This window comes from Ensifer adhaerens, assembly GCF_000697965.2.
GTDB classification, from domain to species: Bacteria; Pseudomonadota; Alphaproteobacteria; order Rhizobiales; family Rhizobiaceae; genus Ensifer; species Ensifer adhaerens.
In genome coordinates, this window is sequence record NZ_CP015882.1 from 1,026,589 (window position 1) to 1,045,720 (window position 19,132).

Sequence of the window (19,132 nt, forward strand, 5' to 3'; positions counted from 1 at the left end):
TGGCCGGTTGCACCCTTGTCATAAGCCAGGAGCTCCCATGCGCATCGCCTTCCTTGTCAACGCGATCGAAACCGAAAGGCCGTCCTATACGACAACATCCTTGGCGCTTGCTGCGCTTGCTCGTGGCCATGAGGTCCTCTACATCACGCCGAGTGACTTCATACTTGGGCCCGACGACGCATTGATGATCCGGGCGGCACATCTTGGCGACGCACGCCCCAAGAAGTCCGAAACACTGCTACGCGCTTTGATCGCGCCCGAACAGCAAAGAGCCCTTGTCAATGTTGAGGAGGTGGACGTTCTGTTCTTGCGGAACGATCCGTCGCTGGATGCCGATACTCGCCCCTGGGCCGCGCATGCGGGTGCAAATTTTGGTCGGCTTGCCGCAGAAAGAGGCACGATCGTCGTCAACGACCCATGTGGTCTGGCCTTGGCGCAAGACAAGCTTTACTTCCAGGATTTCCCGGCCATCGTTCGTCCGACCACTTTGATTTCCAAGGACATCGAGGAGATCAGGGCGTTTATCGACGATCATTCAGACGGCGTAATCATCAAACCGCTACAGGGATCTGGCGGCAAGAACGTTTTTCGGGTCGGAAGCAGCACCGAATCCAACCTCAATCAAATCATCGATGCGGTGGGTGAGGTCGGCTATCTCATTGCGCAATGTTACCTTCCGAAGGCGTCGGAAGGAGATACCAGATTGTTTCTCATGAACGGGCGACCTTTGCAGCGCGGCGACGTCTACGCTGCGTTCAGGCGCGTTCCCGCGAAGGGAGACGTGCGCTCCAATATTCACGCGCGTGGGACGCCAAAACGGGCGCATGTGACAAAGGAAATGCTGGCGATCGCCGAGACCTTACGCCCGAAGCTTGTCGAAGATGGCATGTTCCTGGTCGGCCTCGACATCGTCGGCGACAAGCTGCTTGAGATAAACGTGTTCACGCCCGGTGGTCTCCAGACCATTCGTGAACTCTACGACGTCGACTTCTGCGAGGACATCCTCGAGTCGCTGGAGAACAAAATTGCGACCAGGAAGACGTATCAAGGAGCGTTGAACAACCGGATCTTGTCGACCCACTAGGACTTTGCCGAAGAACTCTGGGCACAAGGTCGCTAGCAAATTGGTGCTTTAAAAAAGATCTTTCCAAGGATTCGGAACCGATGGCGCTGTCCTCGGTTTCTCCTGCATACGCGATAGGAGAAGAAGGCGATGGCCAAAGACGACGATCTAAAAGCCGGCTTTACCGGCACACCCGAAGAACCTCTCGCTGGCGTTCGCAAAGCTGCGCAGACAGCCACCGAAGCAGTGAAGAGAGAGACGAGCGCTGTCGCGACTGCCGCAGCAGATCATCCTCACACCGCGACCACTCTCGGATTGCTGATCGGCGCCCTCGCCTTTACCATCGGCTACGTCGTGGGACGGTCATCGGTCGATACCGGGCGGGGATACTGGCGATAGATCCGCCAGCCGGCGAAGCTGATGTTCGCCGGCGCCTCTCAAATCACGATAACTCTTACCATGAATTTAGGCGCGGCTAATATCTATTGACTATAGCGTGCACTATGCAAGGCTGAAAGCTCTTGATTGTGTCGTGACGCTGTAGGGTTTCTTCATGTTCTTGGTCCGCACCGATCTCGATGTCGCCATCACACGATGGCGCGAGATCATCTTGACTTCCTTGCCGTGGGACCAACTTGGCGGCTACGTTGCGTTGCGCAAGCATGATTTGACAATCGAACTTCACAACCTCGATGAGGATAGCGATCTGCTCGTCTTTGCCACCGATGGCGAAGTTCTGGCCAGCCGGTTCCGTTCAGCTTATCCCTTTGTGGTGACATACGGGAGGAATCCCGGCTACCCGCTGGAATACCTGGTCTGGCTTTCATTCCACATGCAAGCGAACTTCGATCGGTTGGGTGTCCTGGAGATGAGCGCGACTTACGAGGACGAAGAGGGCGACATCGAAAGCATGTCTGCCATGGCGATGGGCTTCTCGCGTCAGGCCGACCTTGACGACTTTATAGCGCGGTTCGACGGCAAGGACCTGAGCCAGGATTTGTTGTTCGGCTATGACGCTTATCTATTGGAGGTGGGAGAGAAGATCGGCTAAGGCATCCTTCCCCAAGGAATATCTCGCTCCCGCCCCTCGACTGAAGCTCACCTCGCTGAACCAGCGCCGGCCACTCGATTTTCTAGCGTGCCTGACGGTGAGCGTTCGACGGCGTCGGTTCCAGCGACTTCTGCTCGGCCGATCCGCCAGTCTCCTCCCATCCAAACACACTGCGACCGCCCCATTCGGGCGAGTGGCGAAACTCTCCGGCAACAATTTCCTTGAGGTCCGGGCCGGTGGCGTATCTTTCGAGCTGCCGTGCCTGGTCGTCAAGGCGCTTCAGCGCCTCCAGTTCCTCGCCAAGTCCGAGCCGCGCTTTCGTCACGGCCGATCGCATGACCGCGATCGTGTGGTCGTACACCTTGAGGGGCACGGGAAACGGATGGCGGTCCTTGCCACCGTGCGCAAGCGAAAACCGGGCCGGATCGGCGAAACGGCAAGGCGCGCCATGAACGACTTCAGCCACCATCGCGAGCGCGTTGATCGTACGGGCACCGACGCCCGGAACCATCAAAAGCCGCTCGAAATCTTCCGGCCCGCGATCGGCAGCCGCAGAAAGTGTCGCATGCAGCCGTCGCATGTTGACGTTTTCCTCCCGTACGTCGTGATGTGCCGGCATCACGAGATGTGGGAGCAACGGCTGATCGGCCTCCTTCGGTTTAACCTTTGGATCCAGAGCGACGACTTCCCGGACAATTCGGTCAGGCCCAAGCGATGCCAAAAGCTCAAGCTGCCCGTGGCGTGATGCGGCAGCCCGTCTGTCTGCGAGATTGACGATTTCCCCCTGACCTTTTCCCTCGATCGCCGCATGGGGAGAGTCGACGAAGCTGGAAACGCCCTCCGACAACCAATGATAGCGCCGGGCCTGGCGTTTATCGCCGTTCATGCCTTGCTGTACCACCACCCATTTGCCATCGTCAGCGACGATGAAACCGTGCAGGTAGAGGTCGAAGCCGTCCTGGACCGCGGCACTATCGACCTTTGCAACAAGCCGGCTGGTGGCCGCAAGGCCGGCACCATCGATGCCGACGCGGTTGCCGATGGCGATCAGTTCGTCTGGCGTCTGCCGCGAATGTCGTCCGCGACCGCCGCAGACGCTTATCCCGAGATCCTGCGAACGAGGAGCGAGACCGCGCTTGAGAGCGCCGATGACGCTGGTGGTGATGCCGGATGAGTGCCAATCCATGCCCATGACGCAGCCGAAGGACTGGAACCAGAAAGGATGGGCCAGACGGCGCAGAAACTCGTCACGGCCGTATTCGATGACGATGGCTTCGGCGATGATCGTCCCGAGCTTCGTCATGCGATCGCCGAGCCACGGGGGAACCCTGCCGCCATGAAGAGGGAGATCTGCACTTCCAGCTCGCTGAACCATTCGTGTCTTATAGGCCGCTTACAGGCATTGTGACAGGGGAAAGTTCTTCAAACGTTCCTACCGCCGGGAACAAGTCGCAACCCTTGCTGTTTTGTGGTTGGAATGTTGCGAGGCGCCGTTGCGTCTCACGATGAGATGGGCCAATCCCTGCGGAGGCCTTCCAATGCAAAACCGTTTCCCGTGTGCGGCAGTCGTCATCCTCCTAACCGCTGCTTTACTGGCGGGTTGCGCCAACGTCTCAGCCAGGCAGACAGCGAGCAACACCGGCAAGGTTGGATACGGTTCGGATCCGGTTCTGCCAAAACCACGCCCAACCGTGATCCCGACGGTCAACATCGCCGATGCGACCGGGTGGCGGGGCGGAGAACATCCACTCGCTGCCAAAGGATTGAAGGTCAACGCCTTTGCGACGAATTTTGACCATCCGCGCTGGCTGCGCGTCCTTCCCAACGGTGACGTTCTGGTGGCCGAAAGCAATGCTCCGGCCAAACACGACGAGGGCTTCAGCCTGAAGAAGGTCTTCATGAGCGCGGCCATGAAGCGCGCTGGCGCCGCCACACCAAGCGCAAACAGGATCACGCTGCTTCGCGACACCGATGGCGACGGGGTGGCCGACCTGCGGACCACGTTCGCCGAAGGTCTCAACTCGCCTTTCGGCATGACGCTGTCGCGGGGCAAGCTCTATGTCGCCAACACCGACGCTCTCGTCGCCTTCCCCTATTCGAACGGACAGACCCGGATCACGGCGCCGCCGCAAAAGATCGCGGATCTACCGGCCGGCGATCTCAATCACCATTGGACCAAGGATGTGATCGCAAGCCCGGACGGCCGCAAGCTCTACGTTACGGTCGGCTCCAACAGCAATGTTGCCGAAAACGGCATGGCCGTCGAACGGCACCGTGCAGCCGTGCTCGAGATCGACAAGGCAAGCGGCCACATGCGCCCCTTCGCCTCGGGCCTGCGCAATCCCAACGGGCTCTCCTGGAACCCTCAGAATGGAAAGCTGTGGGTCGCGGTCAACGAACGCGACGAACTCGGTGACGATCTCGTCCCGGACTACATGACATCCGTGCGCGATGGCGCCTTCTATGGCTGGCCATACAGCTACTTCGGCCAGAACGTCGACACCCGCGTCAGGCCGCAGCGTCCTGACCTCGTCGCAAGGGCCATCAAGCCCGACTACGCGCTGGGCGCCCACACGGCATCATTGGGACTGGTATTCTCGAGGGGCTCGTCGCTCGGCCCCACCTATTCGAACGGCGCATTCGTTGGACAGCATGGCTCCTGGAACCGAAGCGTACCCAGCGGCTACAAGGTCATCTTCGTCCCGTTTTTGAATGGCAAGCCCAGCGGCCGGCCAAAAGATGTCCTCACCGGGTTCGTCGGCAAAGGCGGCAGCGCCATGGGGCGCCCGGTCGGCGTGGTAATCGATAAGACGGGTAGTTTGCTGGTTGCCGACGATGTCGGCAATGTCGTGTGGCGTGTCAGCAGAGAATGACCTTTTGCCTGTTTCAAAAGCGATCAATGTGCATTTGGTCGTCCCGCGTCGGCAATCGCCCGATGAGAACGGGATGCCGCGCGCCGGCGCTCTTGAGTTCGGGCCTGTTTCCTGGAAACCCGCAATTCCTCCAGATCTGGAAGCCACCAGCCGCTGCGATGATCGGGACCGGTGCGTGCCGGCCATACAGAGATCAATTCCGGTAGTGTTGCGGGCCGCCAGGAGGCCCAGACAAACTCCATCAGGCTATTGTTCATGAATGGATACGAGCAGGAGAAAGTTCGAGGGACAATCTCCTGTGAAATCCCGATGAATATTATGACGCCGTAGGTTTCAGTGGAGACGGCACGCCCGAGCCGCGGTGGAAAAACCGCAGGAACAGGATATCGCCGTCTTCTCCGTTCGACGCTGCGACTTCTCGCTTCCAGTTCCTCGGCGGACCCCCGCGACGCAAGTCGGCGTTGCTTTCGTGCATCCGGTTCATTGCGGCGGGCGGCCGCTTCGATCACAGGCCACCGTTTCCGCAATTCCTCGTAGGAGCGGAACGGAACATGCCACGTCCTGGAATTGTCATCGAAATGCGCCCACGGCACCTGTCGCAATTCCTCAACGATGGTGCGGGAGAAAGGTGTCCGCAGGCAAAGGTCATCGCCTGCCACCAGATACGGACTGCCGATGGGATCGAAGTCGTAAGCGTCCCTGCCCTTTGATTCACCGAACGGATCTCGTTCCGACAATTGGCCGTCCATCCATCTGGTAAACCGGCGGTCGGCAGTCTTGCCCGGAATAAACCAATTGCGCCTATCATCGCTCCATCTGGCCCGGGGAAAAGCCCGTCGAAACTCTGCCAGCATGGTTCGGTCGTAGGGAAACGAAATATACGCACCGGGGCGATTTGATGGCTCTGTCAGGCGACATGTAAAACTGGTCCGGTAGCGACACCTAAAACTGGTCCCCCTTTCAGACCTTAGGAGGGACTAATGGACGTTGAGACAGGTACGAAGATCTCCGCGAGATTGGCGCGGAGAGAAGCGATGCTCGAACCGGACGAGGTGACTGCGATGCTGCGGCTCAAGAAGCTGGGGTGGGGCACGCGGCGGATCGCGGCGGAGCTGGGATGCTCGCGCACGACGGTACAGCGATACATCGAGACGGGTGGCTGGCGCGGGTATCGGCGAGCCCGCCGGGAAACGCAGCTCTCGAAGCATGAAGCGTGGGTCCGTGAGCGGTTCTTTCGCCATGGCGGCAATGCTGATGTCGTGCGGCAGGATCTGGCTCGAGAACTCGGCATTGAGGTCAGTCTGCGCACGGTTGAGCGAGCGGTCGCGGGGTATCGGCAGCAGTTGGCGGCATCGGCTTTAGCGACGATGCGCTTCGAGACACCGCCAGGCCATCAGATACAGATCGATTTTGGCGAGAAGCGAATGGAGATCGGAGGCGAGAAAGTCCGCGTCTACATCTTCGTGGCAACGCTTGGCTATTCGCGTCGCACATACGCGACGGCGTTTCTCCACGACCGTCAGTCTGCCTGGTTCGATGGGATGGAGGCAGCCTTCAGGCATTTTGGCGGTGTCACAAGCGAGGTCCTTCTCGATAATGCTGCGGCATTGGTAACACGGCACGACGCGGTGACCCGCGAGGTCGTGTTCAACGATCGGCTGCATGCCTTCTCCCGCTATTGGGACTTCCGTCCTCGCGCATGTGCACCATACCGGGCTCGTACCAAAGGCAAGGACGAGCGAGGCGTCGGGTATGTGAAGCACAACGCACTTGCCGGACACAGCTTTGACAGCATGGAAGGCCTTCACCTGCACCTTGCGTGGTGGATGCGCACGGTTGCCGATCTTCGATGCCATGGCACGACAGGCGAACCACCACTTGAGCGCTTTGTCCGCGACGAAGCTATGACGCTACACCCACTAAATGGCAGGCCGCCATTTCGTCAGATCCGAGAACTGCTGCGCAAGGTCCACGCCGATTGCGCCGTTGAGGTCGACACCAACGCCTACTCAGTCCCGTGGCGGCTCATCGGCGAGATTGTCGAGGTGACGATCAGCGGTGGCCAGGTCCGCGTATTCCATGCTGGTCAGCTTGTCGCGAGCCACGCCGAGTCACACGGGCGTCATCGTCGCCTGACGGATCCCGCCCATTTTGTCGGCGTCAGCGGCTTCGGCATGCCTGTCAAGCAAGCCGCGCAGGCCGATCCGCCCGCTCCCAAGCTGCCCGAACTTCTTCGCCCACTGTCGGAATATGAGCGGTTGATCGGAGGGCAATGGTGATGGCAGTTGATCACGACACGCTGATCGGCTGGCTGAGCCGGCTGAAGCTCACCGCCATCCGCGACCAGCTCGACAACCTTCTTGACGAAGCCTCGCGCGCGGATCTCACCATTCGCGAGACGCTCGCATTCCTGTGCGAACGCGAGATTGCAAGGAAGGACGAGAGACGCATCATCATGGCGATGAAGATCGCGCATTTCCCGCATGCACGAGATCTCGAGGGATTTGATTTCGAGGCGCAGCCCAGTGTCGATCCGCAACAGATACGAGAACTCGCCACCGCCCGTTGGGTGGCAAATGGTGATGCCTTGCTGCTGCTCGGTCCACCTGGCGTTGGGAAGTCCCATCTCGCGATTGCGCTTGGAAGAGAGGTCATCCGTCAAAACTACACGGTGTTGTTCACAACGGCGCAGGCATTGGTCGCAACGCTCGTGAGAGCACATGGCGAAGGACGCCTGGAAGAACGACTTGGGTTTCTCGCCAAGCCCAAGCTGCTCATCATCGACGAGCTTGGCTATCTTCCACTCGAGCCCAATGCAGCCCACTTATTTTTCCAGCTCGTATCGAGGCGCTACGAGCGGGGTGCAATGCTCGTCACCTCCAACCGCAGTGTCGGAGAATGGGGAACAGTGTTCGGCGACCCCGTCGTGGCAACTGCTATCCTTGATCGGTTGCTGCATCACAGCCACGTCATCACAATCCGTGGCGACAGCTACAGGCTACGAGAAAAGCGCCGTAGCGGGCTTCTACAGAAGTCCACGACGGCAGCCGGTATGGAGAGTAACTAAACACCCTTGGCGGACCAGATTTGCGTGTCGCCTAAGGACCAGTTCACGATGACGCTTGATAGGCTCACCCGACATTGCTTCGCGAACCCCTCGTCGTTCCGACACATTCTCCCGTCTCACTCAACGAATAGGCTTGGCCCGCTGTTCCCCGATTGCGCAAAAAAAACGAGAGCCGAACGGCTTTTTTCGATGCTGTAAACCGAGGCGCGAAGTCCACATCGCGCCCAATGGCGGACATCGAACCGCGTTCGGATGAGGTGGGCCGAAGCAAATCCCGGTGAGAGGATGAGCGGACTACGCCGCAAAGGCGTGCACGCCCGCGCGGACTGTCTCCGGGTCGCGGTTTTCGACGCCGTACAGAATGTCGAGAAGCGGAAAGGTCATTCGATAAAAACCCATACGATCCCTTGCCGCCGTGTCTGGGGAAAAGTGCGCGAGCACCAGGTCGACGAACGGGTCACCAAGCCCTGCCGCGAGGCTCGCAAAATCGTAAGCTGGGTCGCCGAGGCCGCAGCCGGAGAAATCGATGACGCCTGAAAGTCTGCCGCGATCGACGAGAATGTTTCCGGTCCCAAAATCCCCGTGAATAAGGCACTGCGGAAGCGCGTCGCAGGTCGCTAAAAAGTCGGAAAAGCGCTTCCGCAGAGCGGTGACGACATCAGGCGAAAGCAGAGGAAAGGCCACTGCTTCGCATTGCGCCAAAAGGCCATTCCACTCGGATGAAGACGCCCCGGCAGGCTCGGCCTCCACGCTGTCGATGGGGAGCGAATGCAGAGCCTTTAGAAAGGCGGCAAGATCCGCGGCCAAAACCCTCTGTGCGCCTATCCTGAAGCCGGTCAGGTCCGAAAGCGGTTCGCCCAAGATCTTGGCGTGCAGCGAGACGAATTGGCCGTCGATGCGGCGCACCTCAAGATCAGGTACCGGCACCGGGAGAAGCGGCCGCACCGCGCGAAGCGCCGCGGCTTCGCGCACCAGGTCGCGTTCAGCGCCGCAATGACGCGGTAATCGAAGGATCCTGCCGTCAAGCTCGTAGGCCACCGAGTTCTGCCCCGAGCCGATCAGGACAGCCGCAGGCTCGGATGGCAAGCCAAGTTCCGCAACGATCCTCTGAAGGGGCATCGCATCGGTACCGCCACGAGTGGCGTCGACTTCCCTCTCAACGGAGGCGGTCGCGATTGGCTCTAGGGATAGATCCTTCACTGCGTTCGTCCTTTGCAATCCCACCCGGCAGGCCCTGGCCGCACGTCTGATTCTGTAGCCGCTATTCTTCGCGATGACGGCCCGGATAAGACCGACACCGAGACGAAGTCCATGGCCGACGGGCTGGCTGAAATACTACGCCCGCTAAAGGGGGGTGTTGGGCTCGTGCTCCTGGCACCTGCGCAACCGCCCCCTCACAAAGTATCGAGGCCCATTCTTCGGCCGGCTTCGATTGGGGCCATGCGTGACGGCAAGCGAAACGCGCAAGGGATGGAACGGCATTCGTTCCCTCACCCTCGACCATATCTCATTGGTTGTATCGTTAGCAATTTATCGCAAGCAATGCGAACGCATGGCAGCGATATGCAATTGCGAAACGGACGAAAAAACTGCACCGCCAGTTCAAAGCCCTTCCGCAGCCGTTCTTGATTTGAGACCGATGGTCACGATCGCCACAAGCGCGGCCACCGCGTTGGCGCCTCCGCTGATCGCAATGGCCGGGAAGTAACTGTGGCTGGCGTCGTAGATAAAGCCGGCGAGGCTCGGGCCGATCAGCGTGCCGATTGCGACGCTCGTGTAAAGAAGCCCGATGATCCCGCCCACATTGCGGCGGCCGAAATGATCGGCAACCACGGCCGGCAGCACCGCGACCCAGCCACCGTAGAACAATCCGAACAACAGAGCAAAGGCAACAAGGGCCAAAAGCCCGGTCGCAAAGGCCCAAACCGCAAGCGACACGGCGATGCCCGCGTACATTGCCGCCAGGAAAGTGTCGCGACCCAAACGATCGGCAAGCCCCCCAAGGCAGAAGCGCCCCGCCGTGCTCCCAACACCGATCGCGCTCAGGAGGAGAACGGCGACCGTCGGAGCGATCTGGTGATCGACTGCAAACGGGACGAGATGAACAAAGGGAACGAACACGCCGACTGCACTCAACAGGCATGCGACATACATGCCGACAAATTGCCGAGTCCGTATCGCATCCTTGACCGAAACGCCCTCCTTTGCTGCCGAATTCACGACGCCCGGTTCGACGAAGACTCCGTCCGGCCGAAGACCACGTCGCCCCGGATCGTTTTCGAGCAGCAATGCGGCGCCTATGCCGAAGGCCGCGGCCGCTCCACCGAGCACCAGATAGGCCTCTCTCCAGCCCAAAGCGGCGATCAACCAAGTCGCCAGCGGCGGCATGACAAGCGTGCCCAAGCCGATACCGCTGACCGCAAGACCCGATGCCAGGCCACGTCGCGCGACGAACCAGCGCTGAACGGCCCCAAGGGCCGGCACATAGGCACATCCCACGCCCAGACCTATTCCGAGCCCATAGGCGGCATAGACCTCGGCGATGGTGCGCGCCTGGCCCGCCAAGGCAAGGCCGAAGCCGACAAGCACCATGCCGACAAGGCAAAGCGATCTTGCTCCGAACCGATCCGCAAGGGGACCGGAAATCACGCCCAGGGCGAAGTACAAAAACCCTGCCAAAGAAAAAACAAGCGAAACGGAGCCACGCGATGCCCCGAGATCCTGCTGCAATACCTCGATGAAGGCGCTGAAGGTATAGGCGCTACCAAAACCTACGAATGTCAGCGTAAACGTCGCGGCGACGACGACCCATCCGTAGAAGATGCCTTGGCGCTGGCGGTGAGCGTTCATGATCGTTCGTCTCCGTCACCCTTTTCCCGGGTGTCTCTGGTGCCAAGCCGTATGCCCCTGGAATGCCGCTCCGGCGCGCACAAGGGTCAGTTCCTGGAACTGACCAGCCAGCAATTGAAGGCCGATCGGCATCTCGTCCTTTGTGACACCTGCAGGGAAAGTCAGTGCCGGATGGCCGCTCATATCGAGGGGGCAGGTATAGCGCTGCAGCCTAGCGATCAGATCCGGCTGCTCACCAAGTGTCGCGATGGCAGCGAGTGTCAGGGGAGCGAACGGCTGAACCGGGGTCAAAATCAGGTCGACGGATGCAAACAAGGCTTCGACGTCACGGCGGAAAATCGCGCGTCGCAGAAGGATCTGCTGATACTCCGCCTCCGAGACGGCTTTGCCCTTTTCAATGACGCCGGCAAGGATAGGCCCGTACAAGTCTTTGTTCGCAGCAAAGTCTCGCGCGTGAACGGCTGCCGCCTCCACGGCGCAGTTCGGCACCCAATCGGCAACGGCCTGGCTCACGTCCGGGAACCTGATCTCGACCATGTGCGCGCCAAGATCGGAAAAAACGTCCGAGGCCGCGGCGAGTGCGGCCTGTGTCTGAGGCTCCACGTCCTCGCTGTTCCACCCTGGATCAAAGCCTATCCGCAGACCGCCGACCCCGCTTCGCGAAGCGGAAGCGAAATCCGGCACCGGTTGCGCTGCCGCCGTCGGGTCCTTCGGATCACTTCCCGCGATGGCGGCAAGAATGATCCCCGCATCCATGGCGTTTCGCGCAATCGTACCGATGTGGTCGAGGGAGGGAGCGAGATCGAAAACGCCGTGCCGACTGACCCGCCCCCATGTCGGTTTGAGGCCCGTGACACCATTTGCGGCCGCCGGCCAGCGGATCGAGCCGCCGGTGTCGGACGCGATCGCACCGAAACAAAGGCCCGCTGCCGCCGCGACAGCTGAACCGCTCGAGGAAATCCCGGTCCAGTAGTCCGCGTTCCATGGATTGACAGACGGGGTTATTGCCGGATGGTAGTCCGAATACGCTCCCTCGGTCATTTGCGTCTTGCCGATAATGATCGCGCCTGCTTGCCTGAGGCGTCTGACGACAGTGGCGTCTTCGTCCGGAACAAAATTGCCATGGACGAGTGTGCCAGCCCTCGTTGGCACGCCTTCGATCCAGCACAGGTCTTTGACGGCGATCGGAACGCCGTGCAGCGGGCCGCGATGGCGTCCAGCGGCGATTTCCTCATCCGCCACCTTCGCCTGTTCCAGCGCGCTTGCGTCCATCACCTGCGCATAGGCGTGGAGGTCCGGTTCCAGTCGCGCGATGCGCCGAAGCTGCGCCTCGGTGATCGCCAGCGAGGAAATGCTCCCTCTTTTGATTCTGTCTCCGATCTCCGTGAGGCTGAGCAAAGTGAAATCATCCGAAACTATCGTCATTCAATTTTTCCCGACTACGGTGAGCGACATGCATTAGAAAATCTATCTATCTTCAATCGCGCCTCCTGTTCCTTGTGAGGAGCGAGACAAGCACAGTTTAATGTGATAAAGCACGCCATACTCGGCCGACAAACCAGATTTAATCATCCTTATAACTTAGAAAATCTAAATCATGAGCCGCCACCTTCCCCCGCTCAATGCCCTGAAGGCTTTCGAGGCCGCCGCCCGCCATCTCTCGGTCAAGATGGCGGCCCACGAGCTTTGCGTCACTCCGGGCGCTGTCAGCCAGATGTTGAAATCGCTCGAGACGCATCTTGGCGTGAAGCTGTTTGAACGAGTGACACGCGGCATCTATTTGACCGATGCGGGCCGGGACTACCTGCCAGCGGTCCGCAATGCCTTTCGCCAGATTGCCGAAGCCTCGCGACGCGTCATGGCCTCCAACGACAGCGGCATGCTGACAGTCAGCGTCACGCCATTCTTCGCATCGGCATGGCTCTTGCCGCGCATGCATTCCTTCCAGGAGATCAGCCCCGAAATCGATCTCCAAATCGTCGCAAGCAGCACCCTTGCCGATTTCTCCCGCGGCAGCGTCGATGTCGCGGTGCGTCATGGTGCCGGCCGTTATCCGGGCTTGCGCAGCGACCGCGTCGTAACCGTCGAGATGGTCGCCGTGGCAGCTCCTGATCTCGTCGATCGCCTCGGCGTCCCTCGATGCGCGGACGATCTCATCCGCTGGCCGCATGTCCATGATGCCGACCGCAAGGGATGGAGCCTTTGGTTCCAGGCAAATGGCGTGGAAGAGTTCCGTTCTCCCCGCGGTCCGTCGTTTGACGATAGCAGCCTTATTTTGAAGGCGATCCTGTCTGGCCATGGCGCAGGGTTGCTGCCCGCTGCAATGATTGCAGCGGAACTCGCCAGCGGTGAGTTGGTGAAGCTCCTGGACGCGGCTTTGATAGACGAGTTTGCCTATTACCTGGTGTGTCCCGAGCACGCCCAGGACAATCCAAAGATTGCGACCTTCCGGGATTGGATACTCAATGTGGAGAAGACGCCGTTGGCCAAAACGTCCACGGCTCAGAACAGCCTCCGTCCTGGCTGATGCGCTCCCGACCGTGGCACGGTCAGCGTCCGGATCGATGGCGATGCCTCGGCACCGGACGTCACCATGGCAGTTCTCTTGATTGCCTGGCTCTATCCTGCACGGCGGCACGGCGGATAGTCTGGGAGGGCAAGCCGGGCACGAGGTGCCCGAACACCCGGCGGGTTGCCTGCCTGTCAGCTCCGATCGGCACTCGATCTCATCGACGCCGATAACAGCAATGCCGCCGCTGCCAGCGCTGCCGCCACCAAGCCGAGATTGCCAGCACCTGCCCACTCTATTCCAAGCCCACCGATCGAACCGGATAGCGCAATGGCAAGGTAGAGAATGGCCTGATTGAGCGAGACCAGCACGCCGGCGGCCTCCGGTTTCAGCGAGATCAGCCGGTGTTGCTGCGGCGTCGTGATCGCAAAGGCGGCGATCCCGTAGAATGCGATGATCGCGAAGGCCGATGCCAGTGTCTCGGTGGTCAGCGGCAGGATCAGCATGCTGACGATGAGCCAAAGCAAGGCGATTGCCACAACCTTCTGACCGCCAACCCTATCGGCAAGCATGCCGGCACCCAGGTTGCCGATCGTGCCGATCACGCCGAGCGTCGCCATCAGGCCGGCCAGATAGACGCCGTTTCCTTGCGTGGCGGTCGCAAAGATGATGCCCATATACGTGTAGGGCAGATAGACCGCGGTGAAGGCGAGGAGCGTTACTCCGAGGACCGCCAGGATTTGCGGGTTACGCAGCAGCCGCAACTGCTGCAGCAAGCCCGTCGTCGTTGCGATCCTGATCGACTTCGGAATGAAGACGGCGACGCCGACGACGCCGAGGGCTGCCAGCCCGGTTGCAAGCCACATGGTCGATCGCCAGCCGAACACGCCGCCGAAAGCCGTGCCCAGCGGCGCGCCAAGCGCAGTGGCCGCCGTAAAGCCGCTGACGACCAGAGCGATCGCCCTGCCCCGATGTGCCCGCAGGACCATGGCGGCGGCGGTGACAGTGGCGGTCGGCACGAACAGCCCGACGCCAAGAGCCGCCACGACCTGACCGATCAGAACCTGCGCATAGCTTGGCGCAAGCGCGGTCCAGACACTGCCGAAGAGATAGACAAGGGCTGCGACGAGGAGAACGGTTCGGCGTTCCCAGCCGCCAGTCACGCCCACGAGAACCGGACCCGCGATCGCGCACGTCAAAGCGAAAATCGTAATGACCTGCCCTGCAACGGATGGCGCGATGTCGAGCGAACTGCTGAGAAGCGGCAACAGGCCCGCCAGAACGAACTCACCTGTCCCGACAACGAAGACGCCGAAGGCGAGCATCGACACCGAAAGCCATGGATTGGTCGCCTGCGGCTGATCGGCCTCATGCGGGGTTTCGAGCGTGGCATTGACCATGGCAAGACCTTTCCGGCACGGCCATGTTACGACCGGTGCCAAGATGCTAATGACAAAACTGGAATAGGATCGAACTACGGGCGCGCCAGCGCAGTGCGGCTCATCAGGAGGTCAGGCTTGAAGCGAACCAGCCCGTTCATCGGCATGCCCTCATGCGAGCGCCTCAGGCGGCCGTCGAAGCCGTCGAGCACGGCGTGTCCGGTCATGACCACCATCTCGCCCGTGCCAAAATCAGGAAACAGCAGACAGCAGGCAGGATCGACGAGCAGGTTGCCGAGGGTGTTGAAATAGTAGTTGCCGCGATATTCCGGCCAGATCAGGCATTCGCCGTCCCACCGAACGAAACCAGGCGGACCGCCGCGATGGGAAACATCCATATCGCCGCCGGCATCGGAGGCGGCGCGGGTCGCAACGAAAAACGTATCGGCACCAGCAACGACACGTCGAGCCAAACTTGTATCGGCCGAGATCAGAAGCGGCTCTCCACTTGCGCCGACCGCCTGTTTAACGTCCCTCGGACGAATGTATTGCGGACAGTTTCCAAAGGCCTGCTGCACGTCGACGACAAAATCGCTTTGTCCCACCCGACCTACGCTACCGTTGACGCGGATGCGCCGCCGGGTCGAAAGATCGATCGCAAGGATCGCGATCGGAGTTCCCTCGACAATGCCACGAGCCACTGGATCTGCGGCGTCAGGGCGTGCTGCGACACGCACACGCATGGCATCTGGTGCGCTCAGAAAGCCGGGCCGACCGAAGACCATGGTGACCCAGATCCGCCCCTCCCGGTCAGGCACGGCAAGAACGACATAGTGCAGTTCCGCAAGGAAACCCGCAAAGCCGGGTGGCAGGCTCGCCTGTATCGCGCGCGACCCGGCCAGTTGCTCACGGACGGCAAAGAGGCTCTGGAGTTGCTGCTCTCCGGCGTGAAAGGGGTCGTTGTCCATCACACACCCCGTGCCGCGGCAAGGCGCTCCCTGGACGCACGGCGTGCCAGCTCGAACTGCTCAGGCTCCCCCATGAGCGCTGCCACATTGGCCGATGCCTGGTAGGACGTCAGTTCGAAGGCCAGCACGCCGACATCAATGCCGCCTTGAAGTTCGCCTGCGTTGATCGCCGCGTTTGCCAGATCGACGATACGCTGTCTCGCCTCGGCCCGGTGATGCTCGACACGGTCGCGGATCTCTCCCGGCCGGGTGCGATACTCGCTGCTGAGCGCATGCACCAGGCAGCCGCCGGGTAGTGTTCGCTGCTCAACGAATGTGTACCATCCCTCAATCAGAGCGATCAGGCGCTCGACCGCTGTCGGGAGTGCCATCGCGGGGCCAACCACCGTTTCGGCATAAAGTGCCACGCCGTTCTCGATCGTCGCCAACTGCAAGGCTTCCCGGTCGCCAAAGAGAACCTGAACGTTGCCTCTCGCCACACCGGCATCAGCCGCGACCCGTCCGAACGTCAATCCCTCCAGCCCCTCCACCGACGCGATCTGCGTCGCGTGATGAAGAATGTTCGCCCGGGCGCGATCGCCGCGCTCCCTCCGCTTGTCGTTCGCCTTCATGCCGTCTCCTGGTCGCCGATCCGCAATACTGACTAAAAATATACATACGTATGTATATTGTCAATTGGAATGACGGCACGAACGCAATCCCGGTCCGGACGAAATGTGGGCCAAGCTTCGGGTCAACGGGTTCAAGAGCACCATCGAAGCCGATTTCCCGAGATCAAGATCGTCGCCGAAAAGGCCGGCGGCACCAAGGATGCGGGCATGGCGGCGACCGACTGGACCAAGAGCCACCCGGACATTCACGGCATCTTCACCGCGGCCGACACCATGGCGATAGAGTCGATCAAGTCGCTGACACAGGCTGGGGCGACCGACAAGATCAAGGTCTCGACCTCGAACCTCAACGACGCCGCGCGCGCCGCCCTTGAAAGGGGCACGCTCACCTGCGCGTCGCTTCAGCCGGCAGTGTCGATGGGACGCGATGCGATGCGCGAGGCGGCCGCCGCGATCGAAGGCGGCAAGGTGCTGGGCCGCATTGAAGCCCCCGCTTTGCTGGTGACGCGCGAAAAGGTCGCCTCCTACGATTTCAGCAAGATCATCGCCCCTGCCGACTACCAGCCCTGATATCGCTACGGACCAACGGGGAGCCGAGCCCTGCCCGGCTCCCTCGCCCCTTGGCGGTCGCTAAAACGAGCGCAGTCCCACATCATCGATAGTGCTCGTCCACGGCCCGGCGCGGCACGCTAGGCACCGCGAAAGCGCAATGCCTCGACCAGCAATGCAAACGCGGGCGACGCCAGCCGCCGGCTTGGATAGTAGAGATGGAATCCGGGAAAAGGCGGGCACCAATCTTCTAGCACGGGCACCAGCCGCCCCGATTTGACGAGCGGTCCCAAGTGATCGTCGGGAAGACAGGCAAGGCCCAGGCCGCCTAAAGCCGCGTCGATGATCATCGGCACATCATTAGAGACGAATTGCCCTTCGACGCGGACATTGAGCGGGCGACCGTCGCGTTCGAACTCCCACGCGTATAGTCCGCCAAGCGTGGGCAGGCGCAGATTGATGCAATTGTGTCCCGTCAGATCATGAGGTGTCTGAGGCCTGGGGTAGCGTGCAAAATAGTCCGGCGACCCCGCCACCACCATTCTGAGATCCGGACCTATGCGGACGGCGATCATGTCCTTTTCGATGCTTTCGCCCAGCCGCACACCCGCATCATAGCGCTCAGTGACCAAATCGACGAAGCGCTGGTCGATCGAGATCTCGACGCTGATCTCTCGATACTCGGCCATCAGCCTTTTCACGGCGGGCATGAGGATCGTCTCGGCCGCGTGGCGGCTGGAGGTTATGCGGATGGTGCCGCCCGGCTGCTGGCGCATCGCGCTCAGCGCGTCGAGCCGGCTGCGAATGTCGTTGAAGGCCGGGCGCAGCGTCTCCATCAGTTGTTCCCCTGCGTCCGTCGGCACGACATTGCGCGTCGTCCGGGTCAAGAGGCGCACGCCCATGCGCTCCTCAAGCCGTCGCACCGTATGGCTGAGCGACGACTGGGACGTGCCGAGGCGGGCGGCCGCTCGGGTGAAGCTACGTTCCTCGCCAACCGTCAGGAACGCGACAAGATCACCCAGTTCATCTCGCTTCATTCATGAATCCACAATATAGGTTCATTCTTGATTTAGCATCTAATCGAATTTCTCCGCGAGATCTAGATTGGGGCCAGGACGCGTTGAACCGGCGTGCCCTCTTGAAGAGAGCGCCGGCTGGTCTCGTGCGCGCTCGCCGCTATCACGAACGGAGCAAAGACATGAAGAAGCGAATTCTCGGAAGAGCGGGTCTAGAAGTCTCAGCCCTCGGCTTTGGCTGCATGGGCCTGGATTTCGGCTATGCCAGCAAGGTCAGCAGGCAGGAGGGCGTTACGCTGATCCGCCAGGCGGTCGATCGCGGCGTGACCTTCTTCGATACCGCGGAGGTCTACGGCCCCTTCACCAACGAGGGGATGGTCGGCGAGGCCCTGAAGCCCGTACGCGACCGCGTGGCCATCGCCACCAAGTTCGGCTTCAACATCGTTGACGGCAAGCAGTCGGGCTTGAGCAGTCGGCCGGAGCACATCCGCTCGGTCTGCGACGCATCGCTGAAACGCCTCGGGGTCGATGTCATCGACCTCTTCTATCAGCATCGCGTCGATCCAAACGTGCCGATCGAGGACGTCGCAGGCGCTGTGAAGGATCTCATCGCTGCCGGCAAGGTTCGGCACTTCGGCCTGTCCGAGCCCGGGGCTCAAACCGTGCGGCGGGCGCATGCAGTCCAGCCGGTCACGACGCTCCAGAACGAGTATTCGCTCTGGACCCGCGGCCCGGAGACGAACGGCATCCTTGAAGCCTGCGAAGAGCTCGGCATTGGCCTTGTGCCCTATAGCCCGCTCGGAAAGGGCTTTCTTACCGGTGCGATGAGCAAGGATACCAGGCTCGGCGAGGGCGACTTCCGCAAGATCCTGCCGCGCTTCACGCCCGAGGCAATGGAAAAGAACCAGGCGCTCGTCGATCTCCTGAAGAGGATCGCGGACGACAGGGGCGCCACGCCTGCGCAAATCGCGCTCGCCTGGTTGCTGGCACAAAAGCCATGGATCGTCCCGATCCCCGGCACGACCAAGCTTCATCGCCTGGAAGAGAACCTCGCCTCGGTCAATGTCGCGCTGACGGATGCCGATCTCGCAGAAATCGAAACAGCGGCCGCGGCAATCCCGATCGAGGGAGAGCGCTACCCAGAACAGTTGCTGAAGACGACCGGCCTCTAAGGCCGCGTCAGACATCCATGCACA

The 19,132-nt window shown here is 60.9% G+C and carries 18 protein-coding genes; 9 read left to right on the top strand and 9 right to left on the bottom strand.

Features of this window, described 5'->3' with window-relative positions:
- The first annotated feature begins 37 nt into the window (after positions 1 to 37).
- The 3 genes from FA04_RS32265 to FA04_RS32275 all read left to right on the top strand — a co-directional run bounded on the left by FA04_RS32265 (position 38) and on the right by FA04_RS32275 (position 2,114).
- Entirely contained in the window at positions 38 to 1,084 is a 1,047-nt protein-coding gene (locus tag FA04_RS32265; RefSeq protein ID WP_034796506.1) for a glutathione synthetase, read from the top strand.
- 129 nt (positions 1,085 to 1,213) lie between these two features.
- The gene (locus FA04_RS32270) at positions 1,214 to 1,462 is read left to right on the top strand and encodes a hypothetical protein (protein ID WP_034796515.1); all 249 of its coding nucleotides are present in this window, start codon (positions 1,214 to 1,216) and stop codon (positions 1,460 to 1,462) included.
- A 154-nt stretch (positions 1,463 to 1,616) separates the two neighbouring features.
- The gene (locus FA04_RS32275) at positions 1,617 to 2,114 is read left to right on the top strand and encodes a hypothetical protein (protein WP_034796517.1); all 498 of its coding nucleotides are present in this window, start codon (positions 1,617 to 1,619) and stop codon (positions 2,112 to 2,114) included.
- An 82-nt stretch (positions 2,115 to 2,196) separates the two neighbouring features.
- Here FA04_RS32275 and FA04_RS32280 read toward each other — a convergent pair whose 3' ends face one another.
- Complete coding sequence (locus FA04_RS32280; protein WP_051659350.1) at positions 2,197 to 3,489, bottom strand: DUF763 domain-containing protein; 1,293 nt, start codon at positions 3,487 to 3,489, stop codon at positions 2,197 to 2,199.
- A 163-nt stretch (positions 3,490 to 3,652) separates the two neighbouring features.
- Here FA04_RS32280 and FA04_RS32285 point away from each other — a divergent pair, with 163 nt between their 5' ends.
- A complete protein-coding gene (locus FA04_RS32285) occupies positions 3,653 to 4,987 on the top strand; it encodes a PQQ-dependent sugar dehydrogenase (protein WP_034796519.1) in 1,335 nt (444 codons plus the stop codon).
- A gap of 23 nt (positions 4,988 to 5,010) precedes the next feature.
- On the opposite strand, the gene FA04_RS34835 is transcribed toward FA04_RS32285, so the two are convergent.
- Positions 5,011 to 5,841, bottom strand: coding sequence for a hypothetical protein (locus FA04_RS34835; RefSeq protein WP_234798831.1), 831 nt, complete (start codon positions 5,839 to 5,841; stop codon positions 5,011 to 5,013).
- Positions 5,842 to 5,967: 126 nt separating this feature from the next.
- On the opposite strand from FA04_RS34835, the gene istA reads away from it, so the two are divergent.
- Together istA and istB are read left to right on the top strand one after the other, a co-directional pair.
- Positions 5,968 to 7,266 carry an IS21 family transposase gene (istA, locus tag FA04_RS32290; RefSeq protein WP_034804431.1) on the top strand — a complete coding sequence of 433 codons (1,299 nt, stop codon included), beginning with the start codon at positions 5,968 to 5,970 and terminating at the stop codon, positions 7,264 to 7,266.
- Entirely contained in the window at positions 7,260 to 8,054 is a 795-nt protein-coding gene (gene istB, locus FA04_RS32295; RefSeq protein WP_164475062.1) for an IS21-like element helper ATPase IstB, read from the top strand. Before istA ends, istB begins: the two co-directional genes overlap by 7 nt.
- Positions 8,055 to 8,348: 294 nt before the next feature.
- Here istB and FA04_RS32300 read toward each other — a convergent pair whose 3' ends face one another.
- The 3 genes from FA04_RS32300 to FA04_RS32310 form a co-directional block, all read right to left on the bottom strand.
- Positions 8,349 to 9,173 (bottom strand): phosphotransferase family protein, encoded by an 825-nt coding sequence (locus tag FA04_RS32300; protein ID WP_034796333.1) that lies wholly within the window; start codon positions 9,171 to 9,173, stop codon positions 8,349 to 8,351.
- A 483-nt stretch (positions 9,174 to 9,656) separates the two neighbouring features.
- Positions 9,657 to 10,904, bottom strand: coding sequence for an MFS transporter (locus FA04_RS32305; RefSeq protein WP_034796329.1), 1,248 nt, complete (start codon positions 10,902 to 10,904; stop codon positions 9,657 to 9,659).
- A gap of 15 nt (positions 10,905 to 10,919) precedes the next feature.
- On the bottom strand, positions 10,920 to 12,329 hold the full coding sequence (locus FA04_RS32310) for an amidase (protein WP_034796327.1): 1,410 nt from the start codon (positions 12,327 to 12,329) through the stop codon (positions 10,920 to 10,922).
- A 172-nt stretch (positions 12,330 to 12,501) separates the two neighbouring features.
- Here FA04_RS32310 and gcvA point away from each other — a divergent pair, with 172 nt between their 5' ends.
- Positions 12,502 to 13,431 (top strand): transcriptional regulator GcvA, encoded by a 930-nt coding sequence (gene gcvA / locus FA04_RS32315; RefSeq protein ID WP_034796324.1) that lies wholly within the window; start codon positions 12,502 to 12,504, stop codon positions 13,429 to 13,431.
- Between the two features lie 176 nt (positions 13,432 to 13,607).
- Here gcvA and FA04_RS32320 read toward each other — a convergent pair whose 3' ends face one another.
- The 3 genes from FA04_RS32320 to FA04_RS32330 all read right to left on the bottom strand — a co-directional run bounded on the left by FA04_RS32320 (position 13,608) and on the right by FA04_RS32330 (position 16,371).
- On the bottom strand, positions 13,608 to 14,813 hold the full coding sequence (locus FA04_RS32320) for an MFS transporter (protein WP_051659344.1): 1,206 nt from the start codon (positions 14,811 to 14,813) through the stop codon (positions 13,608 to 13,610).
- A 74-nt stretch (positions 14,814 to 14,887) separates the two neighbouring features.
- On the bottom strand, positions 14,888 to 15,760 hold the full coding sequence (locus FA04_RS32325; protein WP_034796322.1) for a pyridoxamine 5'-phosphate oxidase family protein: 873 nt from the start codon (positions 15,758 to 15,760) through the stop codon (positions 14,888 to 14,890).
- Entirely contained in the window at positions 15,760 to 16,371 is a 612-nt protein-coding gene (locus tag FA04_RS32330) for a TetR/AcrR family transcriptional regulator (protein WP_034796319.1), read from the bottom strand. The genes FA04_RS32325 and FA04_RS32330 overlap by 1 nt, the downstream gene beginning before the upstream one ends.
- A 105-nt stretch (positions 16,372 to 16,476) precedes the next feature.
- Here FA04_RS32330 and FA04_RS32335 point away from each other — a divergent pair, with 105 nt between their 5' ends.
- A complete protein-coding gene (locus FA04_RS32335) occupies positions 16,477 to 16,941 on the top strand; it encodes a sugar ABC transporter substrate-binding protein (RefSeq protein WP_034796317.1) in 465 nt (154 codons plus the stop codon).
- A 119-nt stretch (positions 16,942 to 17,060) separates the two neighbouring features.
- On the opposite strand, the gene FA04_RS32340 is transcribed toward FA04_RS32335, so the two are convergent.
- On the bottom strand, positions 17,061 to 17,957 hold the full coding sequence (locus tag FA04_RS32340; protein ID WP_034796315.1) for a LysR family transcriptional regulator: 897 nt from the start codon (positions 17,955 to 17,957) through the stop codon (positions 17,061 to 17,063).
- Between the two features lie 161 nt (positions 17,958 to 18,118).
- On the opposite strand from FA04_RS32340, the gene FA04_RS32345 reads away from it, so the two are divergent.
- The gene (locus FA04_RS32345) at positions 18,119 to 19,108 is read left to right on the top strand and encodes an aldo/keto reductase (RefSeq protein WP_034796313.1); all 990 of its coding nucleotides are present in this window, start codon (positions 18,119 to 18,121) and stop codon (positions 19,106 to 19,108) included.
- Positions 19,109 to 19,132: the final 24 nt, after the last annotated feature.